24 protein-coding genes are annotated in these 24,876 nt (G+C 47.9%); 14 read left to right on the forward strand and 10 right to left on the reverse strand.

What is annotated here, in order from left to right:
- The first annotated feature begins 39 nt into the window (after positions 1-39).
- From LFE_RS06175 to dnaB, 6 genes are all read left to right on the forward strand, one after another.
- Positions 40-1,779: a nuclease-related domain-containing protein gene (locus tag LFE_RS06175; RefSeq protein ID WP_014449373.1), complete on the forward strand. Its 1,740-nt coding sequence runs from the start codon at positions 40-42 to the stop codon at positions 1,777-1,779.
- 27 nt (positions 1,780-1,806) lie between these two features.
- Complete coding sequence (locus LFE_RS06180; RefSeq protein ID WP_041774102.1) at positions 1,807-2,223, forward strand: hypothetical protein; 417 nt, start codon at positions 1,807-1,809, stop codon at positions 2,221-2,223.
- A 230-nt stretch (positions 2,224-2,453) separates the two neighbouring features.
- Entirely contained in the window at positions 2,454-3,596 is a 1,143-nt protein-coding gene (locus LFE_RS06190; RefSeq protein WP_014449374.1) for a pyridoxal-phosphate-dependent aminotransferase family protein, read from the forward strand.
- 30 nt (positions 3,597-3,626) lie between these two features.
- Complete coding sequence (serA, locus tag LFE_RS06195; protein WP_014449375.1) at positions 3,627-5,234, forward strand: phosphoglycerate dehydrogenase; 1,608 nt, start codon at positions 3,627-3,629, stop codon at positions 5,232-5,234.
- Positions 5,231-6,613 carry an ATP phosphoribosyltransferase regulatory subunit gene (locus tag LFE_RS06200; protein ID WP_014449376.1) on the forward strand — a complete coding sequence of 461 codons (1,383 nt, stop codon included), beginning with the start codon at positions 5,231-5,233 and terminating at the stop codon, positions 6,611-6,613. The genes serA and LFE_RS06200 overlap by 4 nt, the downstream gene beginning before the upstream one ends.
- Positions 6,614-6,643: 30 nt before the next feature.
- A complete protein-coding gene (gene dnaB, locus LFE_RS06205) occupies positions 6,644-8,035 on the forward strand; it encodes a replicative DNA helicase (protein ID WP_014449377.1) in 1,392 nt (463 codons plus the stop codon).
- A 4-nt stretch (positions 8,036-8,039) separates the two neighbouring features.
- Here the strand turns inward: dnaB and LFE_RS06210 are convergent, their stop codons facing one another.
- The 3 genes from LFE_RS06210 to LFE_RS06220 are packed head-to-tail and all read right to left on the reverse strand — an operon-like array spanning position 8,040 to position 9,739.
- Positions 8,040-8,747 carry a type II secretion system protein GspJ gene (locus LFE_RS06210; protein WP_014449378.1) on the reverse strand — a complete coding sequence of 236 codons (708 nt, stop codon included), beginning with the start codon at positions 8,745-8,747 and terminating at the stop codon, positions 8,040-8,042.
- A 39-nt stretch (positions 8,748-8,786) separates the two neighbouring features.
- Positions 8,787-9,167, reverse strand: a complete 381-nt coding sequence (locus LFE_RS06215) for a prepilin-type N-terminal cleavage/methylation domain-containing protein (protein ID WP_014449379.1) — start codon at positions 9,165-9,167, stop codon at positions 8,787-8,789.
- Positions 9,164-9,739, reverse strand: a complete 576-nt coding sequence (locus LFE_RS06220) for a prepilin-type N-terminal cleavage/methylation domain-containing protein (protein WP_070100204.1) — start codon at positions 9,737-9,739, stop codon at positions 9,164-9,166. The genes LFE_RS06215 and LFE_RS06220 overlap by 4 nt, the downstream gene beginning before the upstream one ends.
- A 247-nt stretch (positions 9,740-9,986) precedes the next feature.
- On the opposite strand from LFE_RS06220, the gene tnpA reads away from it, so the two are divergent.
- The 3 genes from tnpA (at position 9,987) to LFE_RS06235 (ending at position 11,944) form a co-directional block, all read left to right on the forward strand.
- Positions 9,987-10,394, forward strand: coding sequence for an IS200/IS605 family transposase (gene tnpA / locus LFE_RS06225; RefSeq protein WP_014449381.1), 408 nt, complete (start codon positions 9,987-9,989; stop codon positions 10,392-10,394).
- Positions 10,395-10,494: 100 nt separating this feature from the next.
- The gene (locus LFE_RS06230) at positions 10,495-11,508 is read left to right on the forward strand and encodes a DUF1207 domain-containing protein (RefSeq protein WP_014449382.1); all 1,014 of its coding nucleotides are present in this window, start codon (positions 10,495-10,497) and stop codon (positions 11,506-11,508) included.
- Between the two features lie 229 nt (positions 11,509-11,737).
- Positions 11,738-11,944: a cold-shock protein gene (locus LFE_RS06235; protein WP_014449383.1), complete on the forward strand. Its 207-nt coding sequence runs from the start codon at positions 11,738-11,740 to the stop codon at positions 11,942-11,944.
- A 269-nt stretch (positions 11,945-12,213) separates the two neighbouring features.
- Here the strand turns inward: LFE_RS06235 and LFE_RS06240 are convergent, their stop codons facing one another.
- Together LFE_RS06240 and LFE_RS06245 are read right to left on the reverse strand one after the other, a co-directional pair.
- Complete coding sequence (locus tag LFE_RS06240; protein ID WP_232502591.1) at positions 12,214-13,569, reverse strand: sigma 54-interacting transcriptional regulator; 1,356 nt, start codon at positions 13,567-13,569, stop codon at positions 12,214-12,216.
- Between the two features lie 148 nt (positions 13,570-13,717).
- On the reverse strand, positions 13,718-14,134 hold the full coding sequence (locus LFE_RS06245; RefSeq protein ID WP_148272573.1) for a hypothetical protein: 417 nt from the start codon (positions 14,132-14,134) through the stop codon (positions 13,718-13,720).
- A 260-nt stretch (positions 14,135-14,394) separates the two neighbouring features.
- Here LFE_RS06245 and LFE_RS06250 point away from each other — a divergent pair, with 260 nt between their 5' ends.
- The 5 genes from LFE_RS06250 to LFE_RS06270 all read left to right on the forward strand — a co-directional run bounded on the left by LFE_RS06250 (position 14,395) and on the right by LFE_RS06270 (position 18,680).
- Positions 14,395-14,991 carry a DUF3105 domain-containing protein gene (locus LFE_RS06250; protein WP_014449386.1) on the forward strand — a complete coding sequence of 199 codons (597 nt, stop codon included), beginning with the start codon at positions 14,395-14,397 and terminating at the stop codon, positions 14,989-14,991.
- Positions 14,992-15,092: 101 nt separating this feature from the next.
- Positions 15,093-15,854, forward strand: a complete 762-nt coding sequence (locus tag LFE_RS06255; protein ID WP_232502575.1) for an ABC transporter permease — start codon at positions 15,093-15,095, stop codon at positions 15,852-15,854.
- A 44-nt stretch (positions 15,855-15,898) separates the two neighbouring features.
- Positions 15,899-16,630 (forward strand): ATP-binding cassette domain-containing protein, encoded by a 732-nt coding sequence (locus LFE_RS06260; protein ID WP_014449388.1) that lies wholly within the window; start codon positions 15,899-15,901, stop codon positions 16,628-16,630.
- Between the two features lie 200 nt (positions 16,631-16,830).
- The gene (locus LFE_RS06265) at positions 16,831-17,745 is read left to right on the forward strand and encodes an MlaD family protein (protein WP_014449389.1); all 915 of its coding nucleotides are present in this window, start codon (positions 16,831-16,833) and stop codon (positions 17,743-17,745) included.
- Positions 17,742-18,680 (forward strand): hypothetical protein, encoded by a 939-nt coding sequence (locus tag LFE_RS06270; protein WP_014449390.1) that lies wholly within the window; start codon positions 17,742-17,744, stop codon positions 18,678-18,680. Before LFE_RS06265 ends, LFE_RS06270 begins: the two co-directional genes overlap by 4 nt.
- 45 nt (positions 18,681-18,725) lie before the next feature.
- Here the strand turns inward: LFE_RS06270 and LFE_RS06275 are convergent, their stop codons facing one another.
- The 5 genes from LFE_RS06275 to secF form a co-directional block, all read right to left on the reverse strand.
- Complete coding sequence (locus tag LFE_RS06275) at positions 18,726-18,947, reverse strand: hypothetical protein (protein WP_014449391.1); 222 nt, start codon at positions 18,945-18,947, stop codon at positions 18,726-18,728.
- An 18-nt stretch (positions 18,948-18,965) separates the two neighbouring features.
- Complete coding sequence (locus tag LFE_RS06280; protein ID WP_014449392.1) at positions 18,966-19,871, reverse strand: formate dehydrogenase accessory protein FdhE; 906 nt, start codon at positions 19,869-19,871, stop codon at positions 18,966-18,968.
- Entirely contained in the window at positions 19,868-22,123 is a 2,256-nt protein-coding gene (locus LFE_RS06285; protein WP_014449393.1) for a RelA/SpoT family protein, read from the reverse strand. The genes LFE_RS06280 and LFE_RS06285 overlap by 4 nt, the downstream gene beginning before the upstream one ends.
- Positions 22,116-23,762 (reverse strand): DHH family phosphoesterase, encoded by a 1,647-nt coding sequence (locus tag LFE_RS06290; RefSeq protein ID WP_014449394.1) that lies wholly within the window; start codon positions 23,760-23,762, stop codon positions 22,116-22,118. The genes LFE_RS06285 and LFE_RS06290 overlap by 8 nt, the downstream gene beginning before the upstream one ends.
- Positions 23,763-23,920: 158 nt before the next feature.
- Positions 23,921-24,850 (reverse strand): protein translocase subunit SecF, encoded by a 930-nt coding sequence (secF, locus tag LFE_RS06295; RefSeq protein ID WP_014449395.1) that lies wholly within the window; start codon positions 24,848-24,850, stop codon positions 23,921-23,923.
- Positions 24,851-24,876 lie beyond the last annotated feature (26 nt).

A 24,876-nucleotide genomic window follows, 5' to 3' on the forward strand; every position in this document is an offset into this window, starting at 1 on the left:
ACAAGCTGCTTTTCTATAACGTATTCTGAAAGGAATCCATTGCAATCCCTAAAGTCATTGCCCGCCGCAGAACGATTTGAAGAAGAGATAAGGCAGTTTTGTCTGACTGGACTTTCTGGAAAGGACCTTAGCCGTATTTCCGATATCGGGATGGATCCTTTTTGGCAAAACGGGGTGAATGTTTATTTTTATGAACGGAATATCTATTCACCCATCGGTCAAAAGGAAATTGACGGGCTCCTGTTGACAGACAAGGGTGTTTTTGTTTTGGAATGCAAAAATGTCATCGGTTCGGTAACGGGGACCTTGAACTCCTCATGGAGCGCGGACAATCAGATGATTCACGTCCCGGGCCCCAGAAACTCGAATCCCGTGACTCAAATCAAAAGCAGAATCGGGCCGTTGTCTTCTTTTCTCAGGGACAAGGGGATCTCTCTTTTCCTGACAGGTGTCATTCTTTTTCCGGATGAAGCCAATCTTGACGGATTGGCCAGTAGTGGCACACTCTCTGTTTCAGAGCCCCCGAACAGGGATCGATCCTATATCATTACCAATCTCCACAAGCTTCCTGAAATTCTTGGAAATATCCATCCATCTTCTCCTCTCAGCCACGAAGATGCTTTTAAAATTGCGGATCTTCTGGGTATCGTTATCGCCTCGGATCCAAACGATCCTGAACGGATTCTGCGCTTTCCGGCCGGTGGTTTCCCTGATATCTCCTCTATTGCAAACCTTGAAATCCTGGACAAGAAGAAGGACACACTCTTTTCAATCCATCCGGAATACAAGGATAATCCTCAATCCCTGGAAATCATCGACGGGGCGTACAAAACGCTCAGGGAGTCTTTCGATAAGCCGGAGCCTCCCCTTGTGGGAACCAGAAAAAATATTCGATGGGCTGTTTTCGGAGTGATCTTTTTTCTCCTGGGAGGGCTCTTGATGCTGGGGGCCTTTCATCTGAACGGAAAAAAAGTACAGACTGCAAAGCTTCTCTCGGATGGTTGGCCAGTTCCAGGAGAGAGTCAGCTTGATCCTTATCAATTGCTCCTTTTGTTCTACCACCAGCATCCGACAATGACCCCGGACTATCAGATCCTTTCATTGGGGTTGCCCATGGATATCAGGACAAAGGGCAACCAAAATCCCGATGGCCAGAAAGCTCTCGACAAAAAACTGGATCGTGAAATCAAAAAGATAGGATCTGTCAAAAGTTTTCCGCTGACTTTTCCCGCGAGCATTGTCCAATATGATTCAAGGGCAAAGCTTTTTACGCTTTCAGGGCTTCAGGGGGTTCAGATGCAGTCATCCCCGGAAAGCCCCGTTCCATCTTTTCTGATGCCTTTTGGTGGAAAGGTCTCCATAGGAATCGCCCAAAAGTTAACCTGCAATTATTGCGATGGTCAGGTTTTAATCCGAAATTGGCCATTGCAGGCCATTCCTGGACCGATGGGACATCTTTTTTTCCGATTTTCCCCAATGGCTGAACTGAACCTTCAGGAAGTTCTCAAGCAAACTCCATGTCAGGGATGCAGTATCCCTGTCCATATTCAGGTTCAACTCAATGTGGTGCAGGTTGAAATTGGTCGAACGAATCTTGGAAAACCCGTGGTGTCATCACTGGCAACGCTTTCAGAAATTTCAATACGGCTCGACTCGGACAATACTTTACTTTTTGAAAAAAAGTACAGTGAAAGACCGGTTGAAAAAGATCAAAAATCCGTTTCTCCAAAACAGGATTGTCCCGGGTGTCCAGCTTCCCCTCCGGCTCAATCCTTATAAAGGAGAGTTCAATCATATGGAAAATCGATGAGCCAGTCGAAAAGGATCAGGCTTGTTTTTCCTTTTGTTTTCTGCTTGTTGCTTGTTTCCTGTTTTCCAACTTCCGATTATTTTAAAGCCCATCTGGATTCATACAAGGGAGAGCCATCCACGGTTCTTCTTCATCAGCTGGGACCTCCAACTCAAACCATCAAGCTTCCACATGGACAAACGGTTTGGGCTTATTTTGCCGACTCGACAACGTATATCTCCAATAATCAACTTTCTACTGTGATGATGCCGGTCACATCTTCCTGCCACTTTTGGTTCATTCTTGACTCTGAAGATACTGTCCAAAAGGTAGGGAATAAAGGGGACGAGTGTCAGACGACCAAAAATGGAAGCAATACGGCAGGATTGAAGTTTTGGGGCGGGACAGTATTGCCTCCAGCCCATTCCCATTAGTTTTTCATGGCCGCTAAGAAGAACTTCCGGTCTCCATCGATCACTGAGATGTCCGCTATCCTTGTCTTGGGAAGATGTTTAATGTATCTTTCTTCGATTGAGTGAATGAATCTGATCGCCGTGGGAGGCACCTCCATTACGGGTGCGGAATGCTGTCGGAAACAGCAGGCATTAGCCATTTATTTTCCCTATAAAACATGTCCATTATCAGCTTTGAGGAGCTCTCCAGAATGAAAAAACAGTATTTGTTGGCACCAGGTCCGACCCCCGTTCCACCAGAAGTTCTTCTCGCCATGTCCAGACCCATTATTCACCATAGATCACCTGACTTTATTCCCGTAATCCAGGATGTCAGAAAAGATCTGAAATGGCTTTTTCAGACAGAACAGGAAGTCATTACTGTGGCAGGCAGCGGTACAGCGGGAATGGAAGCCTCCATTTCAAATTTTATGTCCCCCGGAGACAAGATCCTTGCTGTAAACGGCGGAAAATTTGGAGAAAGATGGGCGAAGATTGCCACTGCTTTCGGAGTGACAACCATAGAGATCAAGGTCAATTGGGGAGAGTCGGTCAACGTATCCGAGATCAAGGCTCATCTTGACAAGGATCCTTCCATCAGGGGTGTCTATGTTCAGGCGAGCGAGACGTCGACGGGTGTGGCTCATGATGTCAAATCGATTGCAGAGATTACCAAAACTCGGGAGAACACGATTCTGGTCGTTGATGCCATCACCGCTCTTGGCGTCACCAATCTGCCAATGGATCTTTGGGGAATCGATATTCTGATCACCGGATCGCAAAAGGCCCTCATGCTTCCCCCTGGACTTGCCTGTATAGGAGTATCGGAAAAAGCATGGAAGCATCAGTCCCAGGCCAAATGTTCCAGATTTTATCTTGATCTCAAGAGAGAAAAGGATAATCTCTTAAAGGATACAAACGCCTGGACTCCTGCGGTGACCCTTTGGATCGGGCTTGCAACCTCCCTGAAAATGATGCGGGAAGAGGGACTTGAAAATGTTTTCGCAAGACACTCAAAACTTGCGCGTGCAACGAGAGAGGGTGTGAAAGGATTTGGTCTTGAAGTGTTCGCCAAGAATGCGCCTTCTGATGCGGTCACGGCTGTTTTGGCTCCTGAAGGATTTGATGGGGAGGCTCTCTACAAGAATCTCCGAAAACAATACGGAATTACAGCAGCTGGTGGACAAGACCAATTGAAAGGGAAGGTTTTCAGGCTCTCCCACATGGGCTATTCCGATACTTTTGATATCATTACAGCGATCAGTGGAGTGGAAATGGCACTGTATCGTATGGGATACAAGCATCCGCTCGGATCGGGTGTCGCCAAGGCCCAGGCCGTATTGATCGAGGATTAAAAATCAGAACATCCTATCGGAGGACTACCGTTGTCAGAAAATATCAGGGTACTTGTCAGTGATGCCATCTCTGAAGATGGCTTGAAGATCTTCAGGGAAGCGGGCTTTGAGGTTGTGGTCAAGACGAAGTTAACACCGGAAGAACTTGCTGTTGAAATAGCAGGTTATGATGGTTTGGTCATCAGAAGCGGAACCAAGGTTACCAAAGATATTTTAAAAGGGGCAAAACGACTGAAGGTTGTCGGACGCGCTGGAGCGGGGCTCGATAATGTCGACCTCGATGCGGCGACATCCCACGGCATAGTGGTCATGAATACACCTGGCGGAAATACCATCACGACTGCAGAGCACACCATGTCGCTTCTGATGTCCATGGCAAGACGCATTCCTCAGGCCAACGCATCCAATCGGTCCGGAAAATGGGAAAAAAGCAAGTTCATGGGTGTGGAGCTTTTTCAGAAAACACTGGGAATCATCGGAATGGGTAAAATCGGGCAGCATCTGACACAGATCGCCAAAGGGCTTTCAATGCATGTGATCGCATTTGATCCCTATCTTACTCCGGAAGTGGCGGAAAAATCCGGGGTTACTCCGGTCTCCCTTGATGAAATCTACCAGAAGTCGGATTTTATTTCGGTGCATACTCCACTCAATGCTGAAACAACAAATCTGATCAACAAAACCACCATTGCCAAAATGAAAAAAGGCGTATACATCGTCAATTGCGCAAGGGGTGGCATCGTCAATGAAACAGACCTTGCGGAAGCTCTCTTGAGTGGCCATGTCGCAGGGGCTGCATTTGATGTGTTCGTTCAGGAGCCGGTTCCTGCGGATCATCCTCTCCTGAAGATAGACTCCTTTATTTCAACTCCCCATATCGGAGCGGCAACGAAGGAAGCCCAGGAAAATGTGGCGCTCGCCATTGCTGACCAGATGGTTGATTACCTGGCCAAGGGTGTGATCCGTTATGCGGCCAATCTTCCTTCGGTGTCTCCTGAAGAAATGAGCATCGTTACTCCTTACCAGAAGCTTGCGGAAATCATGGGGAACATCATTTCCCAAATTTCTTCTTCCCCCTTGTCCAAAGTGACCATAGAGTATTCTGGAGAAATTGCCACAGTCCCTACGGCAGCCGTTACGATTTCTGCATTGAAAGGGATCCTTTCTCCGATTCTCGACACAATGGTCAATGAGGTGAATGCCCCCATTCTCGCAAAAGAGAGAGGAATTGAGGTCGTTGAGGTTCGATCGACCCATAATGGGGATTATACCGGGTTGCTTTCAATCAAGATTTCTTCTCCGACTGATTTCCACCAGATTTCGGGATCTGTTTTCCAAAAACGGGATTACAGGATTGTCTCGATGGACCAGCTTCCGGTTGAAGTGATCCCCGAGCCCATCATGATTTACCTCACCAATCAGGATCAGCCAGGTGTTGTCGGAGCGGTCGGGACCATTTTGGGAAATCACAAGATCAATATTTCCAGAATGCAATTCGGCCGTGACTACCCAGGTGGAAAAGCCATTTCAATGATTGGCGTGGATAATGAAATCAGCCCTGCTCTTCTTTCAGAGCTGAGGAAGATTCCCAATATCCTTTCTCTCAAGATTCTTCATCTTCCTTCTGCCCAGGCATGAGCAAGAATTCTCAAAAGTCCCAGAATTCTTCCCGTTTAGAAAAAAGAGGGCTGACTCCGAAAGGGGTTGGCCCTCTTTTTTCAGGGAACCCGACTTTTCGTAGAAAAGTAGCTGGAGAACTACTAGATCTTTTCAAACAGAGAGGATATCGCGAGATAGCCTTACCTGCCTTTGAATATCTTGATGCGTTGAGGCCCGGGATTGATCCTGCCCTTCTGGAAAAGGCCTATACAATACAAGATCGGACTTCCGGCCATGTTCTGATTCTGAGACCTGATGCGACAGCCCAGATTGCCCGTCTTCTGGCCCATGCTATCGACTCGGGATTTGATGACCTGAGATTTTCCTATAGCACAACGGTTTTTCGACACGAAGATCATCATGTTCTGGAGCGCGAGCTTTTTCAGGCCGGGGTGGAATACTGGGGGAATGCAAGCGTATGGGGCGATTGGGAAGTGATCCATCTTTGCCTCCAGGGTGCAAGAAAACTCGCCATATGGGATCCAACCCTTGTCTTGTCCCATCAGGGTCTTCAGACATCCATTCTTGACTTGATTGCCTCTTTGGCTCCCGAGGTCTCAAGACAGGAATTGTCAAGACTTTTCTATGCCCATGATTCAGGATCCCTGACCAAGGCTATCCAGGAAGGAAGCTCCAAAAATATCCTTCCATCCGGAAAACTTAAAATATTTACGGAAACACTGGCTTTTTTCCTCAGAAATGTCATTTGTCTTCCGGAAACCATTTCATCTCTTGAATCCTTGATCTCCTGCCTGCCGCAAGATCAGGTCGACGAATCGTTCCTGTCACTAGTGAAGGAGTGGACATATGGCCCTTCGGAAATCGTTCTGGACCTTGCTCTAGCTCCTGTAGGGCCTTATTACAGCGGCATGTTTTTCCATCTCTATACACCAGGCTCAACAAGGGAAATTGCATCTGGTGGTCGATATGACAAGCTTCCGGCTCTCTTTGGTGCCAATATCCCGGCAACAGGATTTGCCTTTCATCTGAATCGTATAGACGACTCAACAAGCATAGGGAAAGAGATTCGGGACCAGGAGGAAATCCATTTTCTTGTCCAGCCTGAAGATAGCGGATCCTATCACCTCATCGAGAAACTTATCTCGGGCTTGACACAAAACAGACCACCGGTCCGAATCCTTTATCCCCAGGACTTTCCTGGAAACAAGGACCTTAAACTTCTTGAGCCTTCTTATTTTGAGCGGTTTCCAAATGTTTCAGAGGTGATCTTTAAAAAGGGTGATGACTTTATCTCTTTTTTAAAAAATGGCTCTTCCCACAGGATTTCCCAGGCAGAACATTCATCCTCTGAAGATCCCATCCTCCATCGTCAAGGGCATCCTTCCAATCCGTCCTAAAAACATTATCGGGTATCTACCGGAGCGTTCATGAAAAATGTCAGAAAATCCGGTCATGAAGTTTTTCGGAATCTTCCCCAGAGTATAGAGGCCGAAAAATCCTTTCTGGGATCAATCCTTCTCAATAATGAAGTTCTGACCCAGATCGGAGACAGCGTCAAGGAGGAAGACTTTATCCTTGACGCCCATCGAAAAATCTATCAGGTCATGAGGGAAATGGCAGAAGTCCAGCATCCGATTGATCCTGTGACTTTGTCGGATCGATTGAAGAAAAAGGGCTGGGATGGGCTGACCGGAGCCCCTCAGTATATAGAAGACTTAAGCTATATTGTTCCAACTGCTGCCAACGCAAAACACTATGCACGGCTTTTGACTGAAAAGGGGATTTACCGGAAGCTGATTCTGGCGGCAGAAGATATCGCGCAGAAAGGGTATGAGGAAACAGAGGAGGTCGAGTCCCTCCTTGATCTCGCCGAAAGAAAGATTCTTGAAATCGGTTCCCATAAAAACTCTGGTGGTTTTGTAAAAGTGGGGGATGTTCCTTATCTTGATACCCAGTTCAAGAAGCTTGAGGAGCTTCGCTCACGGGAGATCGCAGATGCCGTGATTGGCCTTCCTACCGGATTTATTGACCTCGACAGAATGACGACTGGGCTTTATCCCTCTGATCTGATTATTGTGGCAGGGCGACCTGCCATGGGAAAAACAGCGTTCGCCATGGGAATTGCCCAATACGTCTCATTTGATCTGAGATTGCCTGTTGGGATCTTTTCACTGGAAATGTCGAAGGAACAACTTTTCATGCGACTTATCAGCTCCCAGAGCCGTGTTGATGCATGGAAGCTTCGGACAGGGCAGCTTCCGAGTGATGACTGGCGAGCGGTTATGCAGGCCTTTGGAGAAGCGAGCGACGTCCCGCTTTTTATCGATGATTCCGGAGATCTTTCTGTTTACGAACTAAGGGCCAGAGCCAGAAGACTCAAGGCTCAAAATAAAAATCTCTCCCTGATTGTGGTGGATTATCTCCAGTTGGTGAAAGGTTCTCAAAGAACGGATAACCGTGAACAGGAAATCTCTGAGATTTCCCGTTCACTCAAGGCCTTGGCGAAAGAGCTGAACTTGCCGGTCATCGCGCTTGCCCAGTTATCACGATCCGTTGAGAATCGCCCCAAAGACAAAAAGCCCATTCTTTCTGATCTCAGGGAGTCGGGTGCCATTGAGCAGGATGCCGATATCGTTCTTTTTATCTATAGGGACGAGGTTTATAACAAGGAAAATCTGGAAAACAAGGGCAAGGCTGAAGTGATCATCGGAAAACAAAGGAATGGCCCGATCGGATCGGTCAATCTCGCATTCCTTGGCCACTGCACAAGGTTCGAAAACCTCGCCTATGGTTATGACAATATGGATGGGGGAGAGTAGAAGCTCAGAAACCTCCTACAGAGGAAACGCTTCCTCCTTGAGTCTGCATCATCGTGGATAATGGGACAGGAACCACATCTGTAAATGTTCTTTCTCCGTTTTTCCCCGCTCTGACCTTAAGGACCAGCTTGACGTAGACAGGGAGAAGGTGGCTCTGTGTTGAGTTCCACTGGTTAACCCATTCATGGCTGTCAAAATAAAACAAACGTAAAGACAACACATGGTGGAGCAGGGGTTCAGCCTGAACGGCCTGGGTTCCATAACTTAACAAGTTGGTATCCTGTTCATGGGCCAGTACATATTCTCCTTCTTTCTTTTCCGGAAGAAGGACATACTGAACCCCCATCAGGTGGGAAACCGGAGCATTTTGCATCAGTCTTGTCTGGCCCAGCGATGTGAACATCAGGGTATCCGTTTCTTCATCTCCCGCACTTTGAGGATTCCCAATAAAATAGGTGAGCGGATCGTTCGGATTGATGTAGGTTGAAAGAATTTCTTCATGAATGCGAAACAGGGCGCTCTGAACATTTTCAAAGATCCTGTTTCCGTTATTTGCGATTGACAGGACCTTTTGAGTGCTTTCCACCGCTCCAAACAGCAAGCCGAGGATCATGGCAAAAATCATGAATGCCACAAGAACTTCAATCAGGGTGAATCCGCCATCCTTCTCATGAGGGATTTTGAATTTTTGAGGAAACTCCCGGTGAACCATTATTGATAGATCTCCTGTCCAGAGCATGACCTTTATCGATTACTGAATACCGGAAATGTAGGAAACAAGAGTGACGACAATTTTTCCCTTGCCTGTTTTCTTGGAAATCTTGACAGTGACCTGCCGAATGATCGGCAATGGAGAAGCCGTCACAATTTCTTCCCACCGATAGTCTTTATGTTCTTTTCCAAAACCTCCGGATACATCTCCAACAGGGGCAAAGCCCTGTCCCACGATTTCCGACATTTTCCTGTTAGCCAATATGGTCATTTCAACTTCATCGCGAGCTCTCTCATCGAGTTGTAACGCATTCGTCCTGATCGCCAGAAGGGCAATGACTGCTACACTAAAAATGAACAGGGCGACCATGACTTCTATGAGAGTGAAGGCATTGTCCGACAATCGCCTGGAATGGTTCATCCTGCCCCCATGAAGGCTCCGTTTCCGACTCCGCCAGGAAGCAATGGGGGAAGGGAAGGGGCTTCGACATCGCCCTTGAAGATATGTGTTCGACCATTGACAGGATTGACCGTTATGGTCATGGAGTGGGAGTGTCGGTCAGAGAGATGGATCGTTGTCGGTTCTACCGCTCCTGTTGGGAAAAATTGGGTAAAGGTTCTTCCCGATTCGACCCGTCCCTGATGAAGTGTGTGAATGCGGGTGAAGCGAACTTTTGGAGCTATGCTCCATACAGAGATGCCGCGGATCGATACGGGTTTCAAGGATCCATCCGGTGCCATCCTGAAGGCGGATACGGTGCCTTTGTCAAGATCATATTTCAACCTGAGAACCTGTTGTCTGGAAATGGCTTCCCAATAAAGAGCCCGGTATTCTCCGGCGATTTTCAGGGAGACCTCTCTGAGTCCTGGTGTCTTTTGAAGTTTCAGATGGGGAGAAACAATCGCAAAGACAAGGCTGATCACAAAAAGGACAATAACGATTTCAATCAATGTCCATCCTCTATCGCATTTTTCGGAGAAGAGTGTCTTCAGCGCAGATTGTCCGAAAAAGAACTCTTCCTTTTTCAAAAAAGACTGTCCTTTGTATGAATGCGATTTTTGATGAGAAGGTGAATGGTGCGACATGGCCATAATCCTAGCAGATACTCCCAATAATAATAGAATCAGGACTTCAGTATCATAGCGTACAGTCAAGCCCTTCCCAATGAAATAGTCGTCTCTGTGATGGCTTCTGTCTTTGGTAATTGCACATCCCAAATGATTGTTTTAGAATTGGTCTATGGATAATAAAGACGAAATTCGTAAAGGTAGAACATGTACTTTCTCAATTATTGTTGAGTTGGTCTTCTTTGCGGTTAGAAAAAGCGAAGTTTTTGACAAACACGCTTTGGCTGTTCTCGAGACTGTTTTCAAAAATGTTTGTGAGGATTTTCAAGCCAACATGATCCAGATGAGGGGAGAGTCGGATCATGTGCATCTTCTTGTGTCGATTCCCCCAAAAGTTTCTGTATCAATGCTCGTCAACAGCTTGAAGTGCGTATCAAGTCGTCTTCTGAAAAAAGAGCGGAAAGATCTGGCTTCAAAATACTGGAATGGGGTGCTTTGGTCGCCAAGTTATATTGCTCGTTCCCATATGGGAAGTTTCGGGAAAACATTTGAAAACTGCTCGGAAGAAGAATTGTTGTGAGATCTTTAAGAAAATGAGTAATTTTTTCAAGAAATGTTACATTGACTCTTTTTTGAAATAACACGGGTAATTGTTTCAAGATCGTAATATGGAGAAGATTGTGAACCTTTCTAAAACCTTTGGAAAGTCTATAAGCGGAAGATATTTTTCTTCGTCCGAATTTTTTCTTGCCATATCCATTTTCCTGGGATCCATGATTGTCGCTCCTTCAATTGCTCAGTCTGCACCCCAGTCCTCACCGGATCCCACAACAGCTCAAACTCCTTCAGCGGTCCTATACCAGGATCCCTTTACACCGGAAGAAGATGAAAAAGACGGAGCCATTAATGAAAACGGGTACAGGGTACTGTTTTTTCCACAAGGTGATCCCTTCACCCCACTTCTGGCTGATCCGAGACAACCGACGAGTAATATCAGCTACTTCCTGGGCTCAAACAATCATTACGGACAGTTCGACGGGACGTTTGGTGCTGATATCGGGATTGTCCGATGGGAAAGCGAGGTTTCCGGAATCAATAAATCCATTCAGGTGGGTGTTATGGGCGCAGCGTTTTCACGATTTGCCTTTGTTCAGACAGCAACCTTTCTGGAAAGCACCGATTTTATCATCGGTCTGCCCATCACGATCCGGTACAACAAGTTTTCCACCAGGATCTTTTTCTATCACGACAGCTCCCACACGGGGTATAGCTATACAAGTTTAATGAATCTGAATAAGAATACAGACTATGGACAAGAATTACTCCAGATTATTCCGTCATACGATGTGACCCGGTATTTTCGTATCTACGGAGGAGGTGCTTACCGTGTTGTTGGTCTGGGCTTCTATCCGTCGGCACAAGACTCCCTGATTGGCCAGGCGGGGTTCGAGCTCTATGCGCCAGAATGGAAGGCAGCCTATTCAAGAGCTTATATGGCGTTAAATATTCTTTCCCAGGGGATCAATGGCTATACCCCGTCAGAAGATCTTCAGATCGGTATCCTGACACACAGGCCTGCCTCATGGGTTCAGTTCAGGACAGCGATTGATTTTTATAACGGTTATTCACCAATGTATGATTTTCCTTTCTTGAAAGAAAATTATGTTGCCCTCGGAGCATATTTTGATTTTTAGCCTCAACCTGATGGATGGTCCTGAATAATCTTTTTTGATGGAGACAGTTGACAGATTGATTTGTTCCTGATAAATTAGGAATGTGGGTTTCAAGAAGGTGTGGTTAATTTCAGGATTGTCTTCAGGACGGAATGAAAAGCCGCAGCTTGAATTTGGAGCTCGCGGTTTTTTTTTACTGCGGGACGCCCACATCTACTGACCGTTGGTTTATATCAAGGAGGAACACGTAATGGCAAGAGGACATGTTAAGTGGTTTAATGCAAACAAAGGCTATGGCTTTATTTCCCAAGAGAACGGTGAGGACATTTTTGTTCACTACACCGCCATCGGCGGATCCGGATTTAAAACCCTTGAAGAAGGTCAGCTTGTGGAATTCGAGATCCAGAGTGGGTCCAAGGGACCTCAAGCCGCCAATGTGACAAAGGTTAACGCCTAATTCACATTTGCTAAAACCGCCGATAAAGAACGTGTGGTTTTTGGCTTGTTGCTCCAAGCATCTTGAGTGAATCGTTCAAGCTCTTTCTTCAAGTGCTTTGATTGGTTAAGGATGGATCTCTAGGAACAAAGGTCATCATAAATCACTGATTCCATTGGCAGTTATTAGAATTAAGGAGGAGGGGAAACCCTCCTCTTTTTTTATCTTAACTCCTCCACCCGATGAGATTCCTTTCGGGTGAACCCGGCCGCTTCAATGTGATTTTGTCTCTAATCTCCCTCAAACGGGCGAATCCCAAGTTTTTTCATCTTCCGCCACAATGTGGTTCTACTCATCCCCAACAATTCTGACGTTCTCCCGATTTCCCCTTCTGCAGAACGGAGGGACTGGATGATCAGCTCCCTTTCGCTAGCCATTTCTTCAGGGTCCTCAAATCCTCCTCCTGACAAATCGAGCATAATCGATTTCAGCTCTTCCTTGACCCAACTGACTGGAACTTTTTCAGCAGAAGCGAAAGAACCCAGCAAGTAGTCCAGAAAAGAGAAAAGTTCACGAATGTTCCCCGGCCAGGAGTAGGACTGGAGTGCTTTCATTGCATCAGGTAGAACAAGCGGAGGAGGGGTCTTGTTTTCCTGCTCCCATTGTTGAAATTTCCAGTTGAGCAGGTCGGGAATCTCTTCAAGCTGTTCACGAAGGGGAGGGATCCGAATCGTTTTTCCCCTTATCCGGTAGAAAAAGTCGGGGCGTAACCTTCCATTTGACAGAAGGGCAGATAGAGGCTCGTTTGTGGCGACCAGGATCCTTGTATCAATAGAGATCTCTGCGGAGGAGCCGAGTGGGACCAAAGTTTTTCGGTCCAGAAATCTCAGAAGCTTCATCTGGATTGAGAGAGACATGTTCTGAAGTTCATCAATAAAAAGGGTCCCTTTGTCCGATGATTCCAGACGGCCTTTCTGATCTCCGATTGCTCCGGTGAAGGTTCCTTTTCTATGGCCAAACAAAAGCGAGTCAGCAATTTCGTTTGAAAAATGTGTTGCGTCGAGAACGACAAACGGTCCTTTTTTTCTGGGACCATTTTCATGAATCATCCTGGCGAGAAACTCTTTCCCGGTTCCGGTTTCCCCCTCAATAATAATTGGCAGGGATGTTTGTCCCGGTCCGGAGATGATCTTCATCAAGGAAGCGTTAAATTGTTCTCCCGGAAGAGAGGAAGAGGTTCTGGGAAGAATCTTCCGATTTTCCACATTGCTCAAATCGTTGCTTGATTCCGGGCGGGGAGGGGAAAAGGTTTTCAGGACTCCCTGAAGCTCGCTTCCCAGGGAAAGAATGCTGGTTTGAACTGTTATCAGTTTTTCATCATGATTGCTTAAGCATGCTGGTGTGGATTCAAGTGTCAGCGGACCCTCAGCGACAGTCCTTTTGAAAGTGCAGGCTGAGCGGCAAAGCTCCGAGCCAAGAATGGTTTTGCAGGGAAGTCCCTCAAGTCGGTCGTCAGATGCGATACAAAGCTGTTTTTTGGCGCCGGCATTGATCGCATGAATTCTGAAGTCGGAGCCAACGATAACCTGTGGTTCCTTGGAGGCTTCAAGTATGGCCCTCAGAAGTTCATTTGAGTTGATATCCACTTGATCCAATCGGACCCCCTTCATCATCTGTTGCTAAATATGTTCTGCAGAAACGGCAGGAAGGCGTTTACCGGATTGTTTGCACTGGCGCCCACCCGACGATCTCTAGCGCAATGGTTTGAATTGGGTCGGGCGCGAGGTCTATCGATTACAAATGCATCCCTATGGTCAGGGGGAACTCGATCAGAGATCCTCCCAGGAAATGGGACTGGGGGAAAACATTCACTCGGGCTTCTGCAAAAAAACGACTGAATGAATAGCCGATCCCTCCTCCATAGAGCGGCAAAAGCTCACCTCCCTGGGGAAAGAAGACAGGAGCAATCCCGATGGTTCCGATGACGTAGAAATCACCCGGGTCGGATTTGATCAGACGAAGTCCCGGACCAAAGGTGAGCGGGACCAGAAAAATGCCTGGAGAGGGGTAGTTTTCAAGCGTTGCGGAAAAACGAACAAAAAATGTGTCATTCAGAAAACCGTCTTCATTTCCGCCGATACCCCATCCAAGATCGGGCGAAACACCTGATTGGGAGGGAGTCAATGCCCCTGGCAGGAACTCTCCGTACACTCCTGGGATAAACCCACTGTCAGCTGAGGCAACAGTGGGTGAAAAAAATGGAATCAATGCCATAAAAAAGAATAAAATATAAGCATTTGATTGCCTTTTTAATTTTTTGACATGTTGAAAGAGACTGCTCAGAATGATACCCTCCAAAAGATTTGAAAATGGACGACAAGCACGTTGGCGGAAAATAAAAAGGGGCTTGCACTATGGTTTACCGTTGTCGAATATGGTCCATTATACTTTTTATAGGCCTGATATGTCCAATGACCGGTCTATTGCCCGTTGGCGAAAATAGGATCGATCAGGCTTGGGGAGACAGCTCGAATACCAACCCCACTCCGTTTCCACCCCTTTTTGGAACAGCTTTTGGCGGTCCATCATCCCAGTCCGATCAGACAACCCAAAAAGATCCACTTTTAAAATACCCCTCACAGGGTCACGTTTTTGTGTCGGATCCATCCCAGTGTCAATCGTTTGCGTATTCCTCAGATCCACCCAATTCCGGAGCGATGACTCACGAATGGATTCCTCAGCCACAAACACCCCTCAAGGATATTTCGAACTGCACCATCGTTCATGTTTTGTCAAAAGGAAATGTTCTGCTTTTTGTCAATCCGAAGAAGCTTGATCCGGAGACACTAAAAGCCATTGATAGACTCAAGGGGCCACCAAAGCCTCCTTCAGCATTTCTGTCGCAGGAGCAGATAGGGTATGCTGTCCTGGTGATTACCACAGAAAAATACAAGGACCCGATTCTCTTGGCTGCATGGAGACGTTTGCTCCCGTTATCGACGTGGGATCAAATCATCGTGAATGGATTCATCTCGAACCATCTCGGAAATCCTCACAGGGGAGAGTAGTTCCTCCTGTAATTCGCAAATAATGTATATTATGTAAACTACGAAGTCATCATAGGTGACAAACGATATGAGCCATTAAGATGGATGCCATTTTTCACCGATTGAATTTTTTTCGAATCTTTTTTTATCTGAGGGACCTCTTCCAAATCATCCTGACCTCTTTTTATGATTTGGGCTCGATCCTTGTGAAAAGGCGAAGCTACGTTCCTCTTCTGCTTCAGCAGATTCTTTCAATCGGTTTTGATGCCATTCCCATTCTGACGATTGTCGGACTCCTGCTCGGTATGGGCACAGTTGCCGAGGCCGGCCTTGAACTTCCCAAGCTTGGAATCCAGAATCTTGTCGGAACCATCATTATTCATATTATTCTGAGAATTGTTGGCCCTTTCGCCACGGCCATGGTTGTGATCGCCCGGTCTGCTTCCGCCATATCCGTTGAGATCGGTAACATGAGAGTTTCGGGAGAGCTCGACACGATCGAGATGCTTGGGGTGAATCTTTCTTTTTTCCTGATCACTCCGAGAATTGTGGGTGTTTTGATCTCGATGATGGCTTTGACCTTCTATTTCGCCATCTGCTCGTTTACCGGCGGTTTCCTGATGGGACTCTTTGGCCTATCGATGCCCATGGTGTCGCTGATTGAAAGCCTCAAGACCAGCCTTACGCTTTCAGACCTTCTCGTACCACTGATGGACAGCGCGGCCTTTGGCCTGATCATTGCCGCTGTTGCGGTTTATCATGGGCTTTCCGTAGGCCAGTCTCCGAATGATGTTCCCCGGGAAACCAACAAGGCCCTCGTCAATGCGATTGTTTTATGCACGCTGGTTCTGACTGTTATCCAGATCTTCCTGATCTTTGCCTGATCGCAGAACTTTAAAAAGATTCATCTGATCTGAAAGGACCATTCATGGCGACCGATACCCTTTTGGAGCTGGAAAATGCGACATTCCTTCCTCTGGGAAGCGATGGTCCCCAGCTATCATCGGTTTATCTTGATATTTTGAAGGGAGAACACACCTACATCCTGGGAAAGGCCGGGACAGGAAAATCTCTCCTGGTCAAATCCATCATGGGGCTGATTCCTCTTTCAAGCGGGAGCTACTCAGCCTTTGGCCGATCCATGAAAGATCCGGACAACCTGACACTCCATTATGTTCGAAAAAAGATCGGCCTTCTTCCTGAAAACGGGATTTTACTGAACTCCCTGACTGTCAGGGAGAATCTGGCGTTTCCCCTGAAATACCTGAGCCAGAATAAAAATGAACGGCCTTATGAAACCGTCGATCAGCTTCTGATAGACCATCAGATGGAAAAAATCGCGCATTTGTACCCCTACCAGATCGGGATCAACGCACAGAAAAGCATTGGTCTCCTGAGAGCTCTGCTGTTTTCTCCGGGACTGATCATTCTCGATGACCCGTATGAAGGACTTGATCAGGACGGAATCGCCCTTTTCCATCAATACTTTAAAGCCATTTTAGAGAAACAGCATACGACCATCCTCCTTTTTTCAAGAAAGCCGATCAGCCCCAAGGGGATTTTCAAGAGATACCTGCTCATGGAAATCGGTAACACTTTTCAAAAGACAGATGGCGAGGATTCCCGATTCCTGAAGTTTCCCGAAACGTTTCAGCATTAACAAGAAAGCCTTTTCTGAAAGTTTAAAGGTTGTCAAATGGAGCAATCATCAATATGATCTAATGACCATCTGTTCACGTCAGCCTTATTCTGGACAAGCAACTCGTTTTGACAACATAAAACACACGGTTCAATGCCAATCACACGAACCCGCGAGGAGCCTGTGGCAGAAAACCATTCATTCCTGAGACAAAAAAAATCATGAAACTTCATTATGTTCACCGGGAAAACGAAAAACGACTGGAGAGGCTTGCTGCCTTTTTTCTTCTCATCCCCCTGTTGGGCTTCTTTTTTGGTCTGTATGAAGTGGCCGTCAATCAGCACGCCTTTGACAAAAGGTATCGGATCTATACGATTCTCGACCAGTCCTTCGGTATTGTCCCTGGCGTTCCTGTCAAGCTTGCCGGTATCTCCATCGGAGAGGTGAAATCGGTAGACTTTACCAAGCTGAACCAGATCCGTGTCGAAATGGAGGTTCTCAGAAAGTACTCTCCCAAAATCCGGCAGGATTCCTTCATTACCGTTGAAAAGTCCGGGATCATTTCCGGAGACGTGACCCTCAGGATCAGTCTGGGTTCTCCATGGCTTCCGGTCATCCTTCCAAACCACAGGATCAAGGGCGAGGCGCCGCTGACTCTCGACCAGATCATGGCAAAGCTTAATCCGACGATCTTGAACCTCCAGAGGATTGTCGCCAATATTGCCGACCTTTCGGATTCTGTCGATCGCGGAAAAGGAACGGTCGGGGCCATTTTGAAGCGACAGGAAATTTATGACGAACTTCGGGATACCGCCGGGAATGTCCGGCAAACTTCTGAAAAGGTGCGAGACTCCGTTGACCGGCTTCCGTCGATCATGAAAAATGTCGATCTCTCCATCAAGGATGTCAAAGCGGCCACACCCAAGCTGGCACCGATTTCAAAGTCGGCACTGTCATTGGTTGTTGATACCAAGAAAACCATATCCAATGCGGACGAAATCCTGGAAAGCCTTCAGCAGAGCTGGCCTCTTCGGGATTTGATCCAGACACCACAGGCCACATTGCCCTTGGGCCAGTCGACAAGGGATTCCCTTCCCTATCCGCAACCATCGTCTGCCGGAGGGAAGTCACCATGAGTCTTTCTTCCTTCAAACAGCGAAAAGCCGTTCTTCTTCTGGCAGGATTCTTTCTTTTGTCTTTGGGGTCATGTTCATGGTCTTCCCATCAGTTAAAAGGGAATATGCTCAAGGCCAACGATAATCTTTTGAGTGCTTCTAAGCTGATTGATGCGGGTCATCCCGAAGAAGCGCTCATTGTCCTGAGATCGGCACTTCATCAATATCAGCTGGTTGGCAATCTCCCTCTTTCTGTCCAGACGATGAACCAGATCGGTTCCCTCTATGCAAGGACACAGCAACAATATTCCCTTGCAGTGTTATGGTTTCAGCGATCTCTGGCAATCGCGACCATCCTTTCGGATCCTTCACTGGAGTCGGATACTCTCGCACTTGTGGCCCAGGTCGAATGGCAGCTTGGTAAAACGGCTTATGCCCAAAAGGAAGTTGACGCGGGAATTGCCATTTCCAAAGGGATCAAACATGGCAAAAATCGTCATGAAGTGTTGTCCGTACTTTATTCCGTCAGAGGTTTGATCCATTCAAGACTGAACAAGCGGGATCAGGCGTTGAAAGACTTCAGGAAATCCATCGTTTACAGCAAAAAAATCAAGGATGTCAAAAAGGAATCTGAAGATCAGGGAAATATCGGAAGGCTTTATCTGATCGGAAACGATCTTCCGGATGCCCTCGTTTCGTTTCAGAAGGCACTTGTCCTTGATCAGAAGATCCAGAACCCGGAAGGGATCGCTTTTGATTCTGAGGGGCTTTCGCTGGTCTACAACAACATGAAAAGCTACAGGCAGGCCTTGATCAGGATTCTGGTCGCGATTCCGATCAGAAAGCTCCAGGGCCCAGAAGATCTCTACAAAAAAGATGTTTTACTCCTGCACGATATTGAAAATCAAAGACACCGCCCGCAGGAGCTCGTTATCCTGGACAAATGGAACAGGTAACCGAAAGAGACTTGAAACAGGGGAAAGTCTCCTGACCATGGTTCCTTATTTCTTTTCTTCCCCTTTTCCCTTTACGGTCTCTTCCAGGGGGTAGCCCCACGGATCGACTTTTGGCCGATCCGGGGGCAATTTCTTGTCCATGACCTTCTCATATTGGACCAGACGCTGAACGCCCAACCCCACAAGAAAGGCAAGCCCAATGATACCCATGAAGATAATGATATAGTTGACGGTAGAGTTCAGATTGCTGCCGATATCTGTACCCATGGTTCCCCTTCCCTTTGATTAAAACTTTGGACTGTCTATCCCTGGTCTGACAATGATTTCAGCTCTTCCTGGCGGCTGACCAAGTGGATGAAATCCCATTTCCATCGCAGCGAGATCCAGATGGATCCCGAGAATTTCCTGAAAGTCCGAGTCAAGATCTTCTTCCGCATAGCGCTGGTCGACGACTTTCAGATAGGAAAAACAACCTTCACAGGCGAGTATCCCCTGGTTTTCCTCGGGGTGTTTATAGAGAAGGTTAACCCGGTCCGGGTCAATCAGTCCACAGGAAGGACAGCCTTCCGGAGGGTGGGCCAACCAGGAAAAGGAACAAAAGTAGCAAAAATAACGTCGCTCGTCCGGGGAAATCGTTTGTCCGATGGACGGTGCCGCTCCACAGACCGGACACAGGGGGTAGTCCCAGTCCAGGTTACGGAGGACCGTTCTCAGTGTTTCATGAAGACGCTCAAAGGAAATTCTGAGAGACATCCTCAGAAGGTGGAGAAGCAATGGACCAGGAACCTCGGTCTCCTGGGAGACACGATCCAGGAATCCGTCGTCATGAGCCAGAATCGAACGGATAAACCAGGCCTCACCCCTTCCCGATCCCCGAAGGTAGGAGGCCATTTTTGAAGCGAGGACCTCACGCTCTCCCCCACCGGTTTTCATCACCGTGAGGATGCGTCTCATCTGACTTTCCGAATTTGTCAGGGAAATCTTTGAAAAAAGCGGCCTGTCAATCAGAGGTGTTCCTTCCTTCATTCTTTGACGGACATCCGGCTCGGAAAGACAGACAACTGGCAGAAAATCGTCCGGAGATGAGGAATTCCATATCTCCTCAATCCGGTGCTGGAATTCAAAGATATCCCTCAGGTGAGGTCTGGCCTTTATGTGAGCTGCAAGACGTTTTTCCCGATCCATAATCATGCGGGTTCCGATCTACGGGAATTCTCCCCGGTCATTCGTTTGAGTCGCTGGACACTGATGACCCCTTTCACCCTTCGGATGGCTTCCATGATGGACTCCAGATCCGAAGTGTTTTTGACTCCAAGGGCGATTTCAATGACAGCCATCTTATGTCGATCCTGTTTGACTTCAGCATGATTGATATTGGCACCCTTTTCCGAAATGGCCGCTGACACTCCGGCGAGCATTCCAGGCTTGTCTTCCATCAGCACCCTGATCTGGACTTCAAAAAGGTTATTGGGATCATTGTCCCATGTTGACTGGATCAACCTCTCCTTCTGGATAGAGAGGTGAACCAGATTGGGGCAGTCTCTGGAATGAATGACGACTCCCCTTCCCCTTGAGATATATCCTATGATCTCCTCGCCGGGAACAGGACTGCAACATCGGGCCAGACTGATCAAAAGATCCTTCCCTCCACCGCGGACAACAACAGGATGGTTGGAGACAGGGAAGGATTCGTGGGGGAGTTCCTGCTCGGGTGTTTCCTGAGTGACAGGAACGAGCTTCCTGAGTACGACATTGGGAGAAAGTTGGCCAAATCCGATTCTGGAATAGACATTTTCAAGTGTCGGTGCCGGCTGGTCCGAGTAACTGAGGATGACTTCAAGGTAAGGCGATTTCAGGTAATCGGAAAGATTCAGGCGAGCTTTCCTGAATTCATTTTCAAGAGACTTCCTGCCAATTTCCGCACTCTGCCGGTCTTCTTCTTCCTTGAGCCAATGACGAACCCTGGCGCGGGCTCTTGGTGTTGCCACAAAACGAAGCCAGTCCTTGCTGGGAGATTGGGAGGGGCTGGAGATGATTTCGACAATGTCGCCACTCTGAAGTTCCGTCTTGATCGGTGACCAGCGTCCGTTGATTCTGGCGCCCATACAGTGATGTCCAAGCTCTGTATGAATGCTGTAGGCAAAGTCGATGGCCGTCGATCCCTTGATCATTTCCTTCACCTGGCCCTTCGGCGTGAAAACATAGACCTCGTCGGGGAAAAGGTTGACCTTGACAGAGTCCATGAACTCCCGGTTGTCCGGCAGTTCTTTTTGCCATTCAACCAGTTGTCGAAGCCAGGCGACAACCTTTCTCTCTCCCTCGGCGGGGGAGCCGTCGGCATTTTCCTTGTAGTTCCAGTGGGCAGCGATTCCCTCCTCCGCGACTCGGTGCATCTCTTCCGTCCGGATCTGGAACTCCACGGGAATTCCCTCGGAGCCGATAACGGTTGTATGCAGCGACTGGTACATGTTGGACTTGGGAACTGCGATAAAATCCTTGATCCTTCCGGCCATAGGCTTCCACAAGCTGTGCAGGAGCCCCAAGATAGCGTAGCAGTTGAGCTTTGTGTCGGTGATGATCCGGATCCCCATCAGATCATAAATCTCTTCAAACGGGATTTCCTGAATGGTCATTTTCCTGTAGATACTATAAATATGCTTGTATCGGCCCTGGACTTCTCCCTGAAGGTTGTTCGCGATCAGGGCTTCCTGGACGGTCTTTACAATCGTGCTGATATAGTTTTTTCTTTCCCGTCTGCGATTGGAAACCTTGACCTTGAGATCCAGATAGGTTTCCCTGTCCTGAACGGAAAAAGAAAGGTCCTCAAGTTCGGATTTGATCCAGCCGATTCCAAGACGGTTGGCCAGGGGAGCGTAAATTTCCAGTGTTTCCTGGGCTATGGCTCTCTGTCTGTCGATGTTCAGGGAGGAGATTGTTCTCATGTTGTGCAAACGATCAGCCAGTTTGACGAGAATAACCCGAATATCTTCCGACATGGACAGGAGCATCTTTCGGAAGTTTTCGGCCTGCTTTTCCGCTTTTGTTGCCTGAAAGTGGAACTTTCCGATTTTGGTGACTCCATCGATAAGGGAGACAACCTTGCTTCCGAAAAGGGATTCAATCTGTTCGGAGGAAAGGGTCGTATCCTCAAGCGTATCGTGGAGAAGTGCCGTAATCAGACAGGTTGCGTCGACCTTCATGCTTGCAAGAATCCATGCGACATTCAGGGGGTGTTCCACATAGGATTCCCCAGAACGTCGGAACTGTCCCTCGTGGGCCTTTGCGGAGAGTTCATAGGCCTGCCGGATTTTGGCCTGTGATTCCTCTGGAAGGTTATATTTGCTGGTTTCCTCGATCAGCTGATCGATCGTCACGGTATGGACGATCGAAGAGATCGGAATGACCGTTGTTTCCTTGAGGTCCGAAACATCATGGTTATTCATGGATGCGATAAGAGCAGATCGAAAAGTGTCTCTCCACTCTATCCCCCTTTCCAACAAGTTCAGGAGTCATGACAAGGTCCACACGCTCTCCAGAGTGGGGAACCTGCAGACCGCTTCTGATCGCCGCCCTTTCAAGACCATGTTTCCAGCGAAAATGGCACAGCACTGTTCTTCCTCTTCCATCCTCGATCCTTTCAATCAATGCATTCCTGACGCCAAGCTTCGGTGGCTGGAATCCTTCCCCAAAGGGCAGAAGGGCTCCAAGACCCTCCCAAAAAGAAGTGGATCGATAATAGGCAGGAAGAAATGCGTCAATTTCAAGATCTGAGTTCAGGCCATATGAAGGTTCTTCTTTTTTATTCAATTGCGATGAAAGCTTTCTCCTGACCATATCAAGAATCTCGACCGGAAAACCGAGACCACCTGCCTTGGCATGGCCTCCGCCCTGAATGGGAAGGCCTTCGAGACATTTGAGAACGGTATCGAGCGTATCCCCTCCCCTAAGACGCAGGGAACCTCTGACTGCGCCATCTTTTGTCAATGTGCCGACAAAGACCGAGACATTGAATTCTTCACAGAGCCTGTGCGCGATCCGACCCATGATTCCTGGCGCCCAACCCGGCTGAAAAACCACCGGACATCCATCCCATACTTTTCGAATCTCTTCGTAGAGGGACCACTCTGTTTCCTGGCGATGGCGGTTGATTTCCAGAACAATCTGCGCAAGCCGTTCTCCTTCGACCTCCGATGTGGCCATCAGAAGCTCGAATGCCGGATATGGATCGGACATTCTTCCAGGAGCATTGATCGCAGGGATGACGAGGAAAGAGTAGTCATTGACCATAACCCGTCTTTGGAGACGACGTCTCAGGAGGGACCGGATTCCGGGAAAGGCTTCAAGAGAGGCTTGGTCCCTCAGGGCCCGGATAAAATACCGGTTCCCGTCCAGGAGGGGAGCCCTGTCGGCCAGGACCGCGAGGCCGGCCAGAAACGCCATTTCCCTTTCTTCATCATTCTGAAAAAAAGGAGCCAGAAGGACATACAAGCTTCCGACTGCGGTCAGACAGGAACGGCCGCGTGGATGGACAAGTGCAAGATTGGCAGGCCACTCTTCCCTGAGCAAATGATGATCCACAACGATGGTCGTGAGCCCGAGCGATTTCATTTCCTCCAACAGGGAAATATCGGAGGTTCCCATATCCGCTACCAGCAGGTAACGGAACCCTTTTGCGACAAGGGCGAGAAGACGTTCCCGCTTCAAGCCATGACCGTCATTTCTGTGGACCAGAAGTGTGATATAGGGGTGTTTTCTTCTCCTTAAAAATCTGGAGAACATGGTGGCGGAGGTGACACCGTCAACATCAAGATCGGCATAGACAGCTATGGGAGAGGCTGTTTCCAGGACATGGCACAAGATCTGAAACGCAAGAGTGAAGTCCCCAAGGGACTCCTCACCGGGAGGAAGGGGCGAAGTAAACGCACGTTTGGCCGACCCTCCGTCAAAGCCTCTGCCAAGAAGCATTCTGGCCCAGACCGGGTCTGTTCCCAGTTCCCTGGACAGGGACAGAATTTTCTCATCATGGATTTGAGGAATCGACCAACCGTTAGGACTGTCATACTCATTCCTTGGCGATTGCATCTTTCGTATCCTTTTATAGAATTTGCTTCTTTTTCAAAAAAAGGATGAGGAACACAAGAAGAACCGGAAGGAGAAAAAGACCAAAGCTTCCAAGGACTTCTTCGGGATCCACATAATTTGAACTCATCCGCTACCTCCAGGACTATTGGGAAAAAGAGTTACAGGGCGGTTCGTCCTGTCTGTACGGGCTTCTTCACCCCTTTAGGCAACAGGAGGAGAAGAGGACTTGCAACAAAAATGGAGGCGTAGGTCCCCACAATGACACCCATCAACAATGTCAGGGAGAAATCATGGATGACCGGCCCGCCAAAGAAGAACAAGGCGACCAGAACAATCAGCACAGTTGATGATACCACAACTGTGCGTGAAAGAACCTGATTGATCCCGGAATTGATGATCTCTTCCATCTTCTGTCTGCTGGATCTGCGCATCTGTTCCCGAATCCTGTCGAAGACAACCACTGTATCCGTGAGGGAATATCCCGCAAGTGTCAGCAGGGCAGTCACAATCAGGAGATTGATCTCCGTTCCCATGATGTAAAGAAGACCGAGTACGGCGACCACATTATGGAATGTCGATATGGCTGCCGCCAGACCGAAACGGAACTCGAACCGGAATGCGATATAGACAATGATTCCGATAATGGAGTACAAGATGGCCAAAAAGGCTTTTCCGGCAAGTTCTGAACCAATCGATGGACCAATTTCGGTAGCAGAAACAATGGTCATCTTATCGTTGGGAAATCCATTTTTTAAAGCCGCAAGGATTTTCCCTGAAACCGATCCATTGCGGTTTTCATGGGCCTGGGCCCTGATCAGGATGTCGCTTGACGACTGTATGTTCTGGATCTGCGCTCCTGAAAACCCACCCTTCGAAAGAATTTCCCTGACATTTGAAACGGGAATCGTCTTGTCGAAGTGAACCTGAATGGCCGTTCCTCCTGCGAAATCGATTCCGAGGTTCGCATGGCCAGTGGCGATGGCTCCGATTGCAACAAAGCCCAGCAACAGAAATCCCGCCGATATTCCAAGCGTGATTTTTCTTTTTGCCATAAAGTCTATTGACGGATTTTTAATGAGTTCAATCATTTAGTCCATTCCCTTCAAAAACCGAT

Source organism: Leptospirillum ferrooxidans C2-3, from assembly GCF_000284315.1.
Lineage (GTDB): Bacteria > Nitrospirota > Leptospirillia > Leptospirillales > Leptospirillaceae > Leptospirillum > Leptospirillum ferrooxidans.